Annotated in this window: 16 protein-coding genes; 6 read left to right on the forward strand and 10 right to left on the reverse strand. The window is 49.1% G+C overall.

Features of this window, described 5'->3' with window-relative positions:
- Nucleotides 1–30: 30 nt before the first annotated feature.
- Both B2739_RS06140 and radC read right to left on the reverse strand, forming a co-directional pair.
- The gene (locus B2739_RS06140; RefSeq protein WP_331344979.1) at nucleotides 31–939 is read right to left on the reverse strand and encodes a diguanylate cyclase; all 909 of its coding nucleotides are present in this window, start codon (nucleotides 937–939) and stop codon (nucleotides 31–33) included.
- A 123-nt stretch (nucleotides 940–1,062) separates the two neighbouring features.
- Nucleotides 1,063–1,737, reverse strand: coding sequence for a RadC family protein (gene radC / locus B2739_RS06145; protein WP_331344980.1), 675 nt, complete (start codon nucleotides 1,735–1,737; stop codon nucleotides 1,063–1,065).
- 243 nt (nucleotides 1,738–1,980) lie between these two features.
- On the opposite strand from radC, the gene coaBC reads away from it, so the two are divergent.
- The 4 genes from coaBC (at nucleotide 1,981) to slmA (ending at nucleotide 7,411) form a co-directional block, all read left to right on the forward strand.
- Nucleotides 1,981–3,198 carry a bifunctional phosphopantothenoylcysteine decarboxylase/phosphopantothenate--cysteine ligase CoaBC gene (gene coaBC, locus B2739_RS06150; protein WP_331344981.1) on the forward strand — a complete coding sequence of 406 codons (1,218 nt, stop codon included), beginning with the start codon at nucleotides 1,981–1,983 and terminating at the stop codon, nucleotides 3,196–3,198.
- Between the two features lie 62 nt (nucleotides 3,199–3,260).
- Complete coding sequence (locus B2739_RS06155) at nucleotides 3,261–5,780, forward strand: phosphomannomutase/phosphoglucomutase (protein ID WP_331344982.1); 2,520 nt, start codon at nucleotides 3,261–3,263, stop codon at nucleotides 5,778–5,780.
- A gap of 37 nt (nucleotides 5,781–5,817) precedes the next feature.
- Entirely contained in the window at nucleotides 5,818–6,726 is a 909-nt protein-coding gene (argB, locus tag B2739_RS06160) for an acetylglutamate kinase (protein ID WP_331344983.1), read from the forward strand.
- Nucleotides 6,727–6,799: 73 nt separating this feature from the next.
- Nucleotides 6,800–7,411, forward strand: coding sequence for a nucleoid occlusion factor SlmA (gene slmA, locus B2739_RS06165; protein WP_331344984.1), 612 nt, complete (start codon nucleotides 6,800–6,802; stop codon nucleotides 7,409–7,411).
- Between the two features lie 63 nt (nucleotides 7,412–7,474).
- On the opposite strand, the gene B2739_RS06170 is transcribed toward slmA, so the two are convergent.
- Together B2739_RS06170 and pyrE are read right to left on the reverse strand one after the other, a co-directional pair.
- A complete protein-coding gene (locus B2739_RS06170) occupies nucleotides 7,475–8,086 on the reverse strand; it encodes a hypothetical protein (protein WP_331344985.1) in 612 nt (203 codons plus the stop codon).
- 34 nt (nucleotides 8,087–8,120) lie between these two features.
- Complete coding sequence (gene pyrE, locus B2739_RS06175) at nucleotides 8,121–8,771, reverse strand: orotate phosphoribosyltransferase (RefSeq protein WP_331344986.1); 651 nt, start codon at nucleotides 8,769–8,771, stop codon at nucleotides 8,121–8,123.
- A gap of 210 nt (nucleotides 8,772–8,981) precedes the next feature.
- Here pyrE and B2739_RS06180 point away from each other — a divergent pair, with 210 nt between their 5' ends.
- Nucleotides 8,982–9,752, forward strand: coding sequence for an exodeoxyribonuclease III (locus B2739_RS06180; protein ID WP_049631451.1), 771 nt, complete (start codon nucleotides 8,982–8,984; stop codon nucleotides 9,750–9,752).
- 100 nt (nucleotides 9,753–9,852) lie between these two features.
- Here the strand turns inward: B2739_RS06180 and B2739_RS06185 are convergent, their stop codons facing one another.
- Nucleotides 9,853–10,272 carry a Dabb family protein gene (locus tag B2739_RS06185; protein WP_331344987.1) on the reverse strand — a complete coding sequence of 140 codons (420 nt, stop codon included), beginning with the start codon at nucleotides 10,270–10,272 and terminating at the stop codon, nucleotides 9,853–9,855.
- Between the two features lie 139 nt (nucleotides 10,273–10,411).
- Here B2739_RS06185 and B2739_RS06190 point away from each other — a divergent pair, with 139 nt between their 5' ends.
- A complete protein-coding gene (locus tag B2739_RS06190) occupies nucleotides 10,412–10,702 on the forward strand; it encodes a DUF1496 domain-containing protein (RefSeq protein ID WP_331344988.1) in 291 nt (96 codons plus the stop codon).
- 19 nt (nucleotides 10,703–10,721) lie between these two features.
- Here the strand turns inward: B2739_RS06190 and hemW are convergent, their stop codons facing one another.
- From hemW to metX, 5 genes are all read right to left on the reverse strand, one after another.
- Nucleotides 10,722–11,945, reverse strand: coding sequence for a radical SAM family heme chaperone HemW (gene hemW / locus B2739_RS06195; protein ID WP_331344989.1), 1,224 nt, complete (start codon nucleotides 11,943–11,945; stop codon nucleotides 10,722–10,724).
- Between the two features lies 1 nt (nucleotide 11,946).
- Entirely contained in the window at nucleotides 11,947–12,552 is a 606-nt protein-coding gene (locus tag B2739_RS06200) for an XTP/dITP diphosphatase (RefSeq protein ID WP_331344990.1), read from the reverse strand.
- A 107-nt stretch (nucleotides 12,553–12,659) separates the two neighbouring features.
- Nucleotides 12,660–13,118, reverse strand: coding sequence for a DUF4426 domain-containing protein (locus B2739_RS06205; protein WP_331344991.1), 459 nt, complete (start codon nucleotides 13,116–13,118; stop codon nucleotides 12,660–12,662).
- Between the two features lie 40 nt (nucleotides 13,119–13,158).
- Nucleotides 13,159–13,746, reverse strand: coding sequence for a methionine biosynthesis protein MetW (gene metW / locus B2739_RS06210; RefSeq protein WP_331344992.1), 588 nt, complete (start codon nucleotides 13,744–13,746; stop codon nucleotides 13,159–13,161).
- Nucleotides 13,746–14,888 (reverse strand): homoserine O-succinyltransferase MetX, encoded by a 1,143-nt coding sequence (gene metX, locus B2739_RS06215; RefSeq protein ID WP_331344993.1) that lies wholly within the window; start codon nucleotides 14,886–14,888, stop codon nucleotides 13,746–13,748. Before metX ends, metW begins: the two co-directional genes overlap by 1 nt.
- Nucleotides 14,889–14,908 lie beyond the last annotated feature (20 nt).

Raw genomic sequence — 14,908 nt, forward strand, 5'->3', positions numbered from 1 at the left:
GATGCAGCTGGTACGCTTTGGAGGGCAGATCTAGGATGCAGATATAAAACAGTTGCGGCCGTTGTGCTTGGCTTTATAAAGCGCATCATCGGCGCGATGCAGGATGGATTCTATAGATTGATCCTGCGGCTGAATAAGGCTCAATCCCATACTGACGGTGACTGTCAGGTTAGCGCCCGACAAGAAATCACCGGCAGCGATAGACAAACGCAAACGTTCGGCAATCAACTCAGCGGCTACTAAAGAGGTATTCGGCAGTAACAGCGCAAACTCTTCCCCGCCAAAACGGGCAAACAGATCACCTTCACGCAAATGCGCCATCGCATGATGAGCGATACCGCGCAATACCTCATCCCCGGCGACATGCCCAAAGCGATCATTAATACTTTTAAAATAATCGATATCCATGAGCACAACGGCGGTAGGGGTTTGCCGTTCGCGGAAGTGCTTGAGTGACAAGGTCAGTGCATCCAGCAACTTGCGACGATTGTAGGCACCAGTGAGCTCATCCGTCTCGCTCAGCAGTTGCAGTTTTGCTTCAAGTTGGTGACGACGAGTGATATTACAGGCGACCCATACCACAGCGCGTTCATTGTTGATCGGTGCTGACAATGGCTGGATACGCCCCTCAAACCAGATCTCACCCTCTGGCCCCTGTTGTGTATCCAAACCGTCTACATCGGTACCCGCCAGACCGTATTCAACGATCCGCAGTTGGTTCTGCGCCAGCGTGGTCTTGATTTGCTCCAAAAACCAGTCGGCTTTGGCTTTTGGCAGGACATCGTAAAGACTGAAATCAACCAGATACGCACCATCGTGATAATGCTGGCGGTCCTGACCACCAATTAGTGCCGCATAACGCCCGGATTCGGTCAGGACAAAAACCGGATCGGGCAAGGCCGACAGCATGTCCAAAAGAATATCCAAATGGTCGGTCACAGCAGTCATCCAGTACAGTTATCGAGGAGGAGGGATCTCTAAGCAGTCGGTTGGGTATAAGCGCCAGATATTTGCGCAACCTGGCGCCCAAATTAACATTATACAGTTAAACTTTACAGGCAATCACAGCAATCCCCTTTCGGCAAATGAAATCACCTCGGCATCGCCTACGACCATATGGTCAATTACCCGCACGTCGATCAAGTCCAGCGCGGCCTGCAAGCGTTGGGTGATGCGGCAGTCAGCCTGACTTGGCTCCGCAACCCCGCTTGGATGATTGTGCGCCAGAATCACCGCCGCGCAATTATGCGCTAGCGCGCGCCTTACTACCTCACGCGGGTAGACGGAAGCGCCGTCTATCGTCCCGAAAAATAATTCTTCGTAGGTAATCAAGCGGTTTTGATTATCCAGAAACAAAACAGCAAAGACTTCGCGCGGCTGATGGCGCAGTTGGGCACTCAAATACTGGCGAACCAAATCCGGGCTGGTGAGTAAATCACCCGCTTTCATCGCCGCTGATAAATGCCGTCGCCCCATCTCCAACACTGCCTGCAATTGGGCATATTTGGCGTTACCCAGCCCCAATCCCTTGCAGAAGTCGCTTTGTGATGCCTCCAGCAGCTGGCGCAAGCCGCCGTATTGCTGCAATAACTCGCGGGCAAGATCTACCGCTGATTTACCGACACAGCCGACACGCAGGAAAATGGCCAGCAATTCAGCGTCTGACAATGCACGGGGACCAAGGGACAATAATTTTTCACGGGGACGTTCGGCGGCAGGCCAATTGGCAATCGACATAGACAGCTCCTTGTATGCGATGTGGATATTCCTTCAGGACAGGTATTTATTGCGGGCAGCACCCGCTCCCGGCAATACGAAAATGCAGCCAAGAATGTTATCTTAACCAGCTTGCGTCAAGCCCTGCATGGCTATCGCCGTTAGCGACCAATTACTGTCAGGCTCATACCAGACAAGATCGCTGCGTGTACTATTATTCATCGACCCTCACCGATTTACTGCCAGCCGGGGCTGCACCACACCATGACATCAACTGCAACGCTGTCGCTTGCCAACAAACAGATACTGCTCGGTGTGACCGCTGGTATCGCCGCCTATAAAAGTGCCGATCTGGTACGTCGCCTGCAAGACGCAGGCGCGCGCGTGCAAGTTGTGATGACCCCTGCCGCGCAGGAATTTATCACTCCGCTGACGATGCAGGCGCTGTCAGGCAATCCGGTGCATACGCAGTTGCTTGATCCGGAAGCTGAGGCGGGGATGGGCCATATCCAGTTGGCGCGCTGGGCGGATTTAGTGCTGATCGCACCGGCGACGGCTGATTTTATTGCGCGCCTTAGCCAAGGCATGGGTAACGACCTGCTCACCAGCATTTGCCTTGCCACCGCAGCCCCTATTGCGCTGGCACCGGCGATGAACCAGGGCATGTGGCATAACGCAGCAACCCAGGCCAATCTGGAATTGCTGCGCACACGAAAAATCCACCTGTTCGGCCCCGCCGATGGCGGACAAGCCTGTGGCGATATAGGCCCGGGGCGGATGCTTGAGCCGCTGCAACTGGTCGATGCAGCCGCAAGCCTGTTCACGACGGGTAGTCTCGCAGGCAAAAAAGTGGTCATCACCGCAGGGCCCACCCGCGAAGCACTCGATCCGGTGCGCTACCTGAGCAACCACAGCTCCGGCAAAATGGGTTACGCAATTGCACAAGCTGCCGCTGAAGCCGGTGCCCGGACCATCCTCATCAGCGGCCCAACCCAGCTCGCAACACCGGCGCGGGTAACACGCATCGATGTTGTCAGTGCAAATGAGATGCTGGATGAAAGCCTGAAAGCCGCCGAGGGTTGCGATTTATTTATCGCCGCCGCCGCAGTTGCCGATTACCGCCCGGCGCAGCAGGCACCGCAAAAAATTAAAAAAGGCGCGAGCGATACCATGATGCTGGAATTGGTGAAAAACCCCGACATAGTCGCCAGCGTCGCCAGCCTTAATCCCAAACCTTTTGTAGTCGGCTTTGCTGCGGAAAGTGAAAACCTGCTTGAGCATGCGCGCGCAAAATTAACGCGCAAAAATGTGGATCTGATTGTCGCAAACAACATCAGTGATAGCCGGATTGGTTTTAATAGTGACGACAATGCCGTGACCTTGGTGGATGCCAATTCCACTACAGAGATTAGCCAGCGCAGTAAACAACAGCTGGCACGCGAATTGATCGCCCATTTTGCACAAACAATAACGACGTCATAAACACCCGTCATTTGTGTTTATGACAAACCATTCAGGGTTTAGTTAAACGAAAAGGTACGCAAGTGAATCCACAGGATCCATTAAAAAGTAAAACTGACACTGCACCGCATCTTTCACGAAGCGCCCAGCGCGCACTGGAAGCAGCCAAGCGCAAAGCCGCCATCCAACAAAAAGTGTTATTAATTTTGTTGGGTATTGCATTGGTCATTAATGCCATCATCGGGTTTGTGCTTTACCAGAGAATGGTCGTCAAACAGCAACAACTGAATTTGAGCAACCTGACGCAAGAAGTAGCGGCCGAAAGAAGCAAAGCCTTATCGCGCTATCTACAGCAACAAACTGCCGCTATTGATCAATTGGCAGCAGAGCCGGAGTTGTCTGCAATACTGGATTTCACCAACCCCGCAAACACACCGGAAGCGCGTGACCAACTGGAGCAAAAATGGCAACAGGCGACAGCTGACGCACTTAAACTTCGCTTGATTCCAATGGGCAGTGCAGAGCTTGATCGCGAGGCGGAATTTCCTATTCGCTATGCAGAACTGGATTTGATCCAGCGCGCCGAAAAACGCGAAGCAACTTTGCCCGAATTGGTACAGATTAATAATCGCTGGATGTTCAATTGGACGCGTCCATTACCTGCCACCGGAACAGAGCTCCCCTTGGGCAGCTTAATGGTGACAACCGATGCAACTGAATTGCTAAATATACTCAACACATCGGAACAAGCACTGGGCGAATTTATTCTGCTGCAACAATTTGCAGGAAGCCCCGCACAGCTGGTCGCAAAAATCGGCTCAGGTACCGCAGGCAGCAGCATGCAAAATAATGTTGCCGGAAGTTATCTCGCGGTTAAATTCACGCCCTCTGAATATTTATTAGAGCGCGCAGAAGAATTACCTGCACTTTGGTTGACAGTTATCAGTGTGATTGTGGCGGGCAGCCTGGCACTGGTGTGGTTCCTCAGTAAAATATTGGTTCGCGCTGAATTGGGTGGCGATAAATCCACTGCCGCCCCATTATTGGCTGACGTCACCAAGACCCGTAAAGAATCCGTCGATGCAAGCGATGCGATGACCGATCCGCTATTCCAAAAGCAGGATATCCTCGATATTGCAGTTATCGATGAAGATGAAAATATTCTCGGCTTGCAGTCCGCATCCGGTAAAAAATCCAACACGGGTTCGCGCACTAAAATTAATGAAGATTCTATACCGGCTGAGATTTTCCGTTCTTATGACATCCGCGGTTTAGTCGACAGCCAAATCACGCCTGAGTTTGCACAGTTACTTGGCCAGGCCATTGGCAGTGAAGCTATTGATCAAGGCGAACAAAATATTGTTGTCGCGCGCGATGCACGCACCCACAGCGAATCATTAACGCAAGCCTTGGTGCGCGGTATTTTGCGCACCGGCTGCAATGTCATCAACATTGGCGTGGTGCCTACGCCATTAATGTATTTTTCAACATTTCATTTTGACGATACCTGCAGCGGCGTAATGGTCACCGCAAGTCACAACCCCAAAGAATATAACGGTTTTAAAGTGGTGATGAATAATCGCGCACTCGCTGATGATGCAGTGACTGATTTGCGCGCCCGCATTATTGGCCAGCGTTTTCATCAAGGGCTTGGTGAGGAAACTCCGCGCACGATTATCCCCGACTATATCGATCGTATTTTTTCCGATGTTGCACTTGCGGGGAATGTTTCTGTTGTGATCGACGCGGGCAATGCTGTCACTGGTATAGTCGCACCCGCATTGTTTGAAGAACTTGGCTGCGAGGTAATTCCATTATTCTGCGACCTTGATGGCGAATTCCCCAACCACGATCCCGATCCAACCATTGAAAAAAATCTGCAGCACCTGATCGCTAAAGTGCAAGAAACCAATGCAGACATCGGCGTTGCATTTGATGGCGATGGCGATCGTCTGGTGGTTGTCACACCCAAAGGCGATATCATTTGGCCGGATCGTTTACTGATGCTGTTTGCAAAAGATATTCTTGCGCGCAACCCCGGTGCCGACGTGTTATTTGATGTGAAATGTTCACGCCAATTGAATCAGGTCATTAGCAGTTATGGCGGGCGGCCTATTATGTGGAAGACTGGCCACTCGCCCATGAAAGCAAAAATGGAAGAGACCCAGGCATTAATTGGCGGCGAATATTCCGGCCACATTTTTATCAAAGACCGCTGGTATGGTTTTGATGATGGCATTTACGCCATGGCGCGCCTGCTGGAAATTATCACACTGCGCGATCAGAAAGTTGACGATATCTTTGCCGCTTTCCCACAACTACTGATAACACCGGAAATCAAAATCCCGGTTGCGGAGCAGGATAAATTTGCACTTATTGCCAAACTCAGTGACAGCGGCGATTTTGCTAACGGTACAGCGACTACCATTGATGGATTGCGTATAGATTACACCAAAGGCTGGGGATTGGTGCGCGCATCCAATACATCCCCTGCACTCACGCTTCGCTTTGAAGCAGAGTCCGCAGAAGCGCTGGAGAAAATCCAACAAATATTCAAACGTGAATTGTTAAAAGTAGATAAAACTTTGGCAATTCCTTTTTAATTTTTAATTTTTAATTTTTACAACAGGATTATTTTTTATGTCTTTGAACCGTGACTCAGCAATGAATATTGCCAATGTACTCACCGAAGCCCTGCCGTACATCCAGCGCTTTACCGGAAAAACAGTCGTCGTTAAATTTGGTGGCAACGCAATGGAAGGCGAGGAGCTACAAAATAGTTTTGCGCGCGATATAGTACTGATGAAATTAGTGGGCATGAATCCGGTGGTGGTGCACGGAGGAGGCCCACAAATTGGCAGCTTGCTGGAAAAACTTAATATCAAATCAGAATTTATTAACGGCATGCGCGTGACCGACAGCGCCACTATGGATGTGGTAGAAATGGTTCTGGGTGGAACCGTAAACAAACAAATCGTAAGTTTGATCAACCGCAATGGCGGCCAGGCCATTGGCTTGACCGGTAAAGACGGCAAATTGATCCGCGCAAAAAAATTAACCGTAACACACAAGACACCGGAAATGCTTGCACCGGAAATTCTGGATATTGGCCATGTCGGCGAAGTTGAAAACGTCAACACATCCGTCATCGACATGCTGATCAATAGCGACTTTATTCCCGTTATTGCACCTATTGGCGTAGGTGAAGATGGTGCTTCCTATAACATTAACGCTGATTTGGTTGCCGGAAAAATTGCTGAGTTCCTGCGTGCAGAAAAATTAATGCTGCTCACCAACGTGTCCGGTCTGCAAGACAAACAAGGTAAAGTGTTGACCGGCTTAAGCACTGAGCAAGTGGATGGTTTGATTGCCGACGGCACTATTTACGGTGGTATGTTGCCGAAAATTGCGTGCGCACTTGATGCAGTAAAAGCGGGTGTCACCAGCGCACATATTATTGATGGTCGTGTCGATCACGCCGTGTTGTTGGAAATTTTTACCGATGTCGGTGTTGGCACATTGATTACCAATAAAACACACAACGCCTAATCGCTGGCGGGATGCCTACCTGTGCATCCCCGTCGCAGATATGTTTTGATGCAGCGTCACGAATGGAGTCGCTATGATTAAAACCCCAAGCAAAACCCCACGCCGCCAGCAAATTCTTGAGTGTCTGGCGCGCATGCTGGAGGCCAGCCCCGGTGAGCGAATCACTACGGCTGCGCTCGCCAAAGAAGTGGGCGTATCGGAAGCGGCTTTGTATCGCCACTTTCCCAGCAAATCCAAAATGTTTGAGGGATTAATTGAGTTTATTGAGGAAACCGTTTTTTCGCGCATCACTTTAATTTTGGCAGATGAAAAATCTGCGCTTAAGCGCTGCGAAAAAATCCTTGTTTTGTTGCTGACATTTGCCGAGCGCAATCCCGGATTAACCCGGCTACTGACGGGCGATGCCCTAACCGGAGAAACTGAGCGTTTGCGTGTACGCATCGCACAGTTTTTTGATCGTATCGAAACACAATTAAAACAAATCCTGCGCGAAGCAGAACTGCGTGAAGGGCTGCATCCACAATTGCCTATCAGTGCAGCGGCGAATCTTTTAATTGCGCTGGTGGATGGGCGCATTACTGAGTTTGTGCGCACCGAATTTCGTCGCCGCCCAACCGAGTACTGGCAGGAGCAGTGGCAGTTGATTGCACAAGGATTCCTTGTTCCCTCGGCGGTACCGCAATAACGACATCCACAAAAAAGCCGGCATTTGCCGGCTTTGCGTTATTTACACGGTCACTACTTGCAATCACTGCTGGGAAATTTCGATAAAGCGCTTACGGTCTTCATCGAATTTCTTTTCCACTGACTCCAATTCAGCTTCACGCTGCTGAATTTGCGATTGGATATCTTTTTCTTCCTGTTCCAAATTACTGATATTTTTCAGTAATTCATCTGGCAGCGGTCGACCACTGCGCTCGATGGCTGCCGCTTGCGTTTGATAGGCTTGCAAGCGCGATCTGGCAGAGGCCAGATTGGTGGTGAGAATTCCGATATTCCCGCGCAGGCTTTCAAGATTGCGCTTTTTCGCAGCATCAATATCGGCAACATTACTGTAGCTACGGCGCAGCTGTATATCCTCGCGCTCTTGCGCTTCACGTTCCAGTCGCTCGCGATAAAGACGCTCACCCTCCTCGCCTTGCACAGCCGGAGGCACCACCTTGAGCACCCGTCCACTAAGCGACATGACTTCGTAACCCTTATTCACATATTCCGGTGGAACCTGGCTATTCAACACGGTAACACCATCCTTGTTTTTGTAGCGATAAATCACCTTGCCTTCTGTCTGCTGGACGGCACCTGCCCATCCAGCCACCAGCAACGCACTACAGGTTATTGCTACCAACAACAGATTACGCATCGAATTTCTCACCTCGTTGACGTTCGCCATCCGATCAAGCCAGTTCTACACCATAGGTGGCGCGATAGGTTTTGATCTTCTCCACCATCGCTTCCTGACCGCTTTGGCTTTCAAGATAGTCAATAATATGGTTCAGTTTAATAATACTGATCACCGGGATCCCAAAGGTTTGCTCCACTTCCTGAATGGCCGATAACTCACCCTGGCCTTTTTCCTGACGGTTCAATCCAATCAATACTGCCGCCGGCTTTGCACCTGCCGCATCGATAATGCTCATCACTTCACGCACCGCAGTACCTGCGGTAATGACATCATCCACAATCAACACATTGCCCTGCAGTGGTGCACCCACAAGGGTGCCGCCCTCGCCATGGTCCTTGGCTTCTTTGCGGTTATAGCAGTAAGGCAGGTCGCGCTGATGGTGGTCGGCCAATGCAATTGCCGTAGTGGCCGCCAGTGGAATGCCTTTATAGGCGGGGCCAAACACTATATCGAAGTCCACGTCCGATGCAGTGATAGCCGCCGCATAATAACGCCCCAGCTCTGCCAGTGCCTGACCGGTCTGAAATTTGCCTGCATTGAAGAAATAGGGGCTGGTCCGGCCAGACTTGAGTACGTACTCACCAAAACATAGTGCCTGATGCCTGATGGCCAGCTGAATGAAATCAAATTGGTATTTTTCCATGCAAAGTATCCAACAATGAACTAAGTTTGAGATGACAAATAATGACAATGAGGTCTCGCCCAGGAGCAAGACCCGCATTTGGGCTATAGCAGCTTTCCAAATGTAAGGATGTGAAAAATCGTAACGCCTACCACAAAAAACCCAGTTTTGACGGTAACACAATCACACAAAGCTCGGGTATGATACACAGTCCGTAATCAAGGGGCTAACATGAGAGTTATCAGTCTTAGCGTCGATGGTATTTTTCAGGCGGCGCAACGCGGCCTTTACACGTGGCTCGCCAATCAGGATGCAGACTTCATTTGTCTGCAGGATTTACGTGCATTGGAGCGCGAACTGGAAAAACCCGAGTTTGAACTAAAGGGTTACCACGCCTATTTTTTCGATTCAGGTACCAAACACTACAACGGCGTTGCCATTTATACCCGCCTGCAACCTAAAGCACTTATTTACGGTTTGGGTTTTGCGTCCGGCGTTGATATGGAAGGCCGCTACCTGCAAGTCGATTTTGAGCAATTAAGTATTGGCTCATTGCTCGCGCCCAGCGCCAGCTCCGAACTGGAATCGCAAGAAGTCAAAATTAAATTTTTTGATGATTTCCAGGCGCATCTGGACAAAATTACCCGCAAGCGCCGCGAGTATATTTTTTGCGGCAACTGGCAAATGGCCCACACCCCAAAAGATGTGAGCAATAGCGCCGCCAACCAACACAACTCCGGCTTCCTTCCCCACGAGCGCCAGTGGTTGAGCCAACTGTTTAACCAAATTGGTTATGTGGATGCATTCCGTAAAGTGAACAAAGACGGCGATGAATACAGCTGGTGGCCAAATGGTCAGAAAGATGATGGCGATGGCTGGCGCACCGATTTCCAAGTGGTATCCAATAGTCTGGGGCCAAAAGTGGAATATGCTGCTATTTACAAAACCCAGCAGTTTTCCAGCCATATGCCAGTAATTATTGATTACGACATCGAGCTGTAAAACTCACCGCTTCACTGCATTTTTTACTACTGCATTGGCTACATATAAAAAACCCGCTGTGATTACACAGCGGGTTTTTTATTGGATTTACAGAAGCGTGTTATTTCACGGCAAGCGCGTCATACACGACAACCTTGCTCCACAAGTGCTGATGTTCATCGACAAATTTTTTGTGCAACGGATGAACCTGATAAGCATCCTGCCCCGCTACATCATCAAACCCAAGCAGTTCGGAAACATGATAGGAATTATCCACTACATCGCGTTTTTCGGTAGAGGCAGGAACACCTACGTGGATAGAACGCACGGTTTCAATTGCTGCAAGGGATTTAACCCCGGCAATCAATTTCTCCAGATCTTCTTTTGAATCCGGATTTTTTAACCAGAAAAAAACATGGTGTAACAATGCAGGCATAGTGGGATTCTCCTTGGCAGGTTTAGCCAAGGCATCACCTGCAACCAAAGCGGCACCGGCAATAGCGCTGGTGGTTATGAAATGACGGCGATTGGTATCAGTCATTAATCAGCTCCTGAATTAAAAAATCAGATAAAACTACGAACAACGCTGGCAGGCAAATAGTTTTACTCAAGATTACCCACGCCCACTTCACTGCTCTGATAAGCTTCTGCAACCCCAAACCTATTAGTGAGCGCACACCATGAAAATAATAACCTTGATCGCCAGCCTCGGCCTGCTATGCAGCCACATCAGTTTTGCCCATGAAGGTCATGAGCATGAAGGATTGAGCAAAGCAGAAACTGCAAAACAAGTTAAGGAAGGCAAGCTTTGCATTGTGAATAATCAGGGAAATTCAGAAGGTGCCATTATAGAAAAAGAGGGGAAAATGTATCGCTGCGTGAAAGCCTATGGCCAAAACCTGAAGCCCCAAAGCGAGCTGGTTTGGGTAGAAGTGACGATAAAAGATAAAGCGTTGGTAACTGTACCGTAAAAATTATTGCGCACTCATATTATTGATTAACTGTTTCGTCCTTCATAAAGGTTTGCAAAACACGATTTAAAAATCTGCGCCCCAATGCTGTGGGGCGCAGGTGATCTTGTTCAATTTCCACCAAACCTTGCTTCGCAAGCAACATCCATGGTTCGCTTATGGATTGCCAAGCCAAACCCGTTCGATCGCTAAAATAACGCTGCGCCACACCTTCATTTAAACGCAGTGCGTTCATCATAAATTCCAGTGGCAAAGCGTCCGGCAATAACACATCGCTGCCGCCGCCAAACACATTTTGATGGCCTTGCAAGTTGGTAGATATTTTTTGGCTGTGCATTGCATCCAAATAATGTTTGGGTAAGCGGGTTTTCCACAATCGCATAATTTTATTGTCCGTTGGAAATGTAATTTTCCCGTGTGCGCCTGCGCCTATGCCAAGGTAATCGCCAAATTGCCAATAATTGAGATTGTGGCGTGCGCGCTTTTTATTGCGCGCATACGCAGAAATTTCATATTGTTCATAATCTGCAGCCGCTAACAGCTCAACACCTGCATCCTGGATGTCTGCGAGAATTTCTTCTTCCGGCAGTACCGGCGGTGCAGAATAAAACGCCGTATTTTGTTCGATCGTCAGTTGGTACCAGGAGAGATGCTCCGGCGCGAGATCAATAGCTTGTTGCAAATCTGCTTTTGCCGCATCAACCGATTGCTCAGGCAAACCATGCATTAAATCCAGATTGATGTTGTCGAAGCCTGCTTTGCGCGCAACACCTACTGCACGCAAAGCCTCATCGCGCCCGTGTACACGTCCGAGCAATTTTAATTGTTGGTCATTAAAACTTTGGATGCCAATCGATAAACGATTAACACCTGCCGCGCGAAAACCGGAAAATTTTTCCTGCTCAAATGTCCCCGGATTTGCCTCAAGGGTGATTTCAATATCCGGCTCAAAACCAATAATGGCTTCTGCGTCGTTTAATATCTGCGCTATTGCCTGCGCCGACAACATACTCGGTGTACCGCCACCAAAAAAAATGCTGGTGAGTTTGCGCCCTTGCGCAAGGGATTTATCTTGCTCAAGATCAAAACGCAGGGCTGCCACATAATCCGCTTCCGGAATATTATTATTCGCTTGATGTGAATTGAAATCGCAATAGGGGCATTTGCGAATACACCAAGGCACATGAATATAAAGTGATAATGGCGGAAGCTGTAGCACTAACGGTGGCAATTGCAGGGACATATTATTCGCTGTCAGTCAGTGATGATAATTTTTGCAGTAATTCCTGCATGGCTTTGCCGCGATGGCTGATGCGATTTTTTTCTGCTTTATCCAGTTCTGCCGAAGCGCATTGATGCGTGGGTACAAAAAATAATGGATCGTATCCAAAACCGCCTTCACCGCGCGGCTCTGTGAGAATCACGCCCTCCCATACACCGTGGCATAGAATCGGTGTTGGATCTTGTGCATGACGCATAAACGCGAGCACCGCGTGGTAGCGCCCGGTGCGTTTTTCTGTAGGGATACCGTTTAATTCCTGCAACAGTTTTGCGTTGTTGTCTGCATCTTTGGCACCTTCACCGGCGTAACGCGCGGAATAAATTCCGGGGCGACCATTGAGTGCATCAACTTCAATACCGGAATCGTCTGCAATCGCGGGCAAGCCGGTTTTTTCGCAGGCGAAACGCGCTTTGATGATCGCATTTTCGACAAAGGTCAATCCGGTTTCTTCAGCGTTCTCGCTGAAAAAATCCGATTGCGGCAACACCTCAAAACCGCAGCCGCTGAGCAGCTGTTGAAATTCGCGCAACTTACCGGCGTTACCGCTAGCCAAGACAATTTTTTTCATAACCAAACCATTATTCTGTTATTGCTATTCATCTTAATTTTCCACTGGAAGCTGCCCCTGAAAGAAAAGGCGCCCATCGGCGCCTCTTCCAAGCAAAGGTATGGTATTTACTGTGTGTACAGTGTGCGATTAAACATCACCTTGAATGGCTTGGTACTTTCCGCAGCAACAACCTGAATTTCAAAGTGCAACACCTCTTCATTGTTAAATACAAAAGGCGCTAAATAATAAGTTGCCTCACCTTCTTTAATTTCAATAAATTTCAATGTTTGTTGCTGCTGCATCAGGTTTTTGGTTTTGCCGCTGATCTGCGCAGGCAATCCTAATGTAGTTACATTATTTTCAGTTTTGGTGAGGCTGATGTTTACTAGCGCGCGGTCTTTACCGCGCACTAACTTGTAAGCTTCAGCGACTTGCGCCGGAATATCGGTGCTGTTAAATACCGTGTAATGCACGGTGTAATCACCAAAGGTTTCTGTTGTGCTGATTTCTTTTGGCTGGTCAATCTGGGCTTGTGCGCCCATAGCACAGACAGCAAAAAAAATACTGGCCAATAATGTCTTCATACAATTCTCCAGCGGTTACGCGATTAAGATGGAAGCAACATTACTTACTCAAATGATAAATCGCCGTTTCACCAAACAAATTGGGCATAAAATCTTTTAAGGTTTGTCCGGACTGTTCGTTAACAACCTGGCGATGGATCACTTTGATATTGCGCTCGTGGCACAGCACCTCAAAATCTTTAAACGTACAAAAGTGAATATTGGGTGTGTTGTACCATTCGTAAGGCAGCAAATCCGATACTGGCATACGGCCGCGTACAGCTAAATGAAAACGCGCTTTCCAGTGACCGAAGTTAGGAAAGGTAACTATGCATTCTTTGCCCACGCGCAACATTTCATCCAGCACCAAATGGGGGAAATGCAAAGTTTGTAGCGCTTGGGTCATGAGCACGGTATCAAAACTTTTATCGGCAAAATTTCCCAATCCGCGATCAAGGTTTTGCTCGATGACATTCAGACCTTTATCGATGCAGGTATTGATATGCATCGCATCGATTTCCAAACCGTAACCTTGTACTTGTTTGGTATCGATCAAAAATTTTAATAGTGTGCCGTCACCGCAACCCAAATCCAGAATGCGGCTGCCTTGTTTGATCCAATGCTGGATTTCGCTGAGATCAATACGCATCAGATTTCCACTCCGGCAAGATAGCGACCAAACACTTGCTGGTAGCGCGCATCGGGCAATAAAAAGGCATCGTGACCATGTTTGGATTCAATCTCGGCATAGGTGACCGTGCGGTTGGCTCCGACCAGCGCGTTGACAATTTCATGCGAACGCTCCGGTGCAAAACGCCAATCGGTACTGAATGAAATGACTAAAAATTTTGCATTGGTTTGTTTGAATGCCAGCACCGGATCATCGTTGTATTCACGCGCGAGATCAAAATAATCGAGCGCTTTGGTAATGCGGATATAAGAATTCGCATCAAAGGTATTAGCAAAACTGTCGCCTTGATAACGCAGATAACTTTCAATCTGGAATTCAACCGGCGTATCAGTGCCCAACTCAAAACTGCCGCTACGCAAATCGCGTCCGAATTTTTCGCCCATCGCAAAATCGGAAAGATAGGTGATGTGGCCAATCATGCGCGCTACAGCCAAACCATTTTTCGGCAAGGTGTTGTGCTCAATGTAATTGCCATCAAAAAAATTGGGGTCGCTGACAATCGCTTTGCGCGCAGCTTCGTTGAACGCGATATTTTGCGCGGACAGTTTCATCGCCGATGCAATGACAACCGCGTGACGGATGCGCTGCGGATAATCGAGCGCCCAGCGCATGACTTGCATGCCACCCAAACTGCCGCCGATCACTGCCGCCCACACATCAATGCCCAACACATCGGCCAAACGCGCCTGACTGGCAACCCAATCGCGCACGCGGATCATCGGGAAATCTGCCCCCCAGGCTTTGCCGGTGGCAGGGTTGATCGAGCGCGGGCCGGTAGAACCGTGACAGCCACCGAGATTATTGAGCGCAACCACAAAAAATTTGTTGGTATCAATCGGTTTGCCGGGGCCGATGTAGGCATCCCACCAGCCGGGGCGTTTGTCGTCCATGCTGTGGTAGCCAGCAGCGTGATGATGGCCGGAAAGCGCATGGCAAATCAGCACCGCATTGGACTTGGCGGCATTCAATTGGCCATAGGTTTCGTAGACCAATTCGTACTCATCAAGCGTACGGCCGCAGGCCAACAGCAGCGGCGCAGTGAAGCGATGGGTTTGGGGAGTGACTAAACCCACCGAATCGGCAGGTAGTTGATTGGGCATAGCTGTCTCTTTTACCGCAA

This window comes from Cellvibrio sp. UBA7661, from assembly GCA_002483365.1.
Classification (GTDB): domain Bacteria; phylum Pseudomonadota; class Gammaproteobacteria; order Pseudomonadales; family Cellvibrionaceae; genus Cellvibrio.

What these genes read in the sequence shown, in the direction of transcription:
- radC (WP_331344980.1), bottom strand. Translation starts at nt 1,737, where the DNA reads ATGTCGATTGCCAATTGGCCTGCCGCCGAACGTCCCCGTGAAAAATTA.
- coaBC (WP_331344981.1), top strand. Translation starts at nt 1,981, where the DNA reads ATGACATCAACTGCAACGCTGTCGCTTGCCAACAAACAGATACTGCTC.
- argB (WP_331344983.1), top strand. Translation starts at nt 5,818, where the DNA reads ATGTCTTTGAACCGTGACTCAGCAATGAATATTGCCAATGTACTCACC.
- slmA (WP_331344984.1), top strand. Translation starts at nt 6,800, where the DNA reads ATGATTAAAACCCCAAGCAAAACCCCACGCCGCCAGCAAATTCTTGAG.
- B2739_RS06170 (WP_331344985.1), bottom strand. Translation starts at nt 8,086, where the DNA reads ATGCGTAATCTGTTGTTGGTAGCAATAACCTGTAGTGCGTTGCTGGTG.
- pyrE (WP_331344986.1), bottom strand. Translation starts at nt 8,771, where the DNA reads ATGGAAAAATACCAATTTGATTTCATTCAGCTGGCCATCAGGCATCAG.
- B2739_RS06180 (WP_049631451.1), top strand. Translation starts at nt 8,982, where the DNA reads ATGAGAGTTATCAGTCTTAGCGTCGATGGTATTTTTCAGGCGGCGCAA.
- B2739_RS06185 (WP_331344987.1), bottom strand. Translation starts at nt 10,272, where the DNA reads ATGACTGATACCAATCGCCGTCATTTCATAACCACCAGCGCTATTGCC.
- B2739_RS06190 (WP_331344988.1), top strand. Translation starts at nt 10,412, where the DNA reads ATGAAAATAATAACCTTGATCGCCAGCCTCGGCCTGCTATGCAGCCAC.
- hemW (WP_331344989.1), bottom strand. Translation starts at nt 11,945, where the DNA reads ATGTCCCTGCAATTGCCACCGTTAGTGCTACAGCTTCCGCCATTATCA.
- B2739_RS06200 (WP_331344990.1), bottom strand. Translation starts at nt 12,552, where the DNA reads ATGAAAAAAATTGTCTTGGCTAGCGGTAACGCCGGTAAGTTGCGCGAA.
- B2739_RS06205 (WP_331344991.1), bottom strand. Translation starts at nt 13,118, where the DNA reads ATGAAGACATTATTGGCCAGTATTTTTTTTGCTGTCTGTGCTATGGGC.
- metW (WP_331344992.1), bottom strand. Translation starts at nt 13,746, where the DNA reads ATGCGTATTGATCTCAGCGAAATCCAGCATTGGATCAAACAAGGCAGC.
- metX (WP_331344993.1), bottom strand. Translation starts at nt 14,888, where the DNA reads ATGCCCAATCAACTACCTGCCGATTCGGTGGGTTTAGTCACTCCCCAA.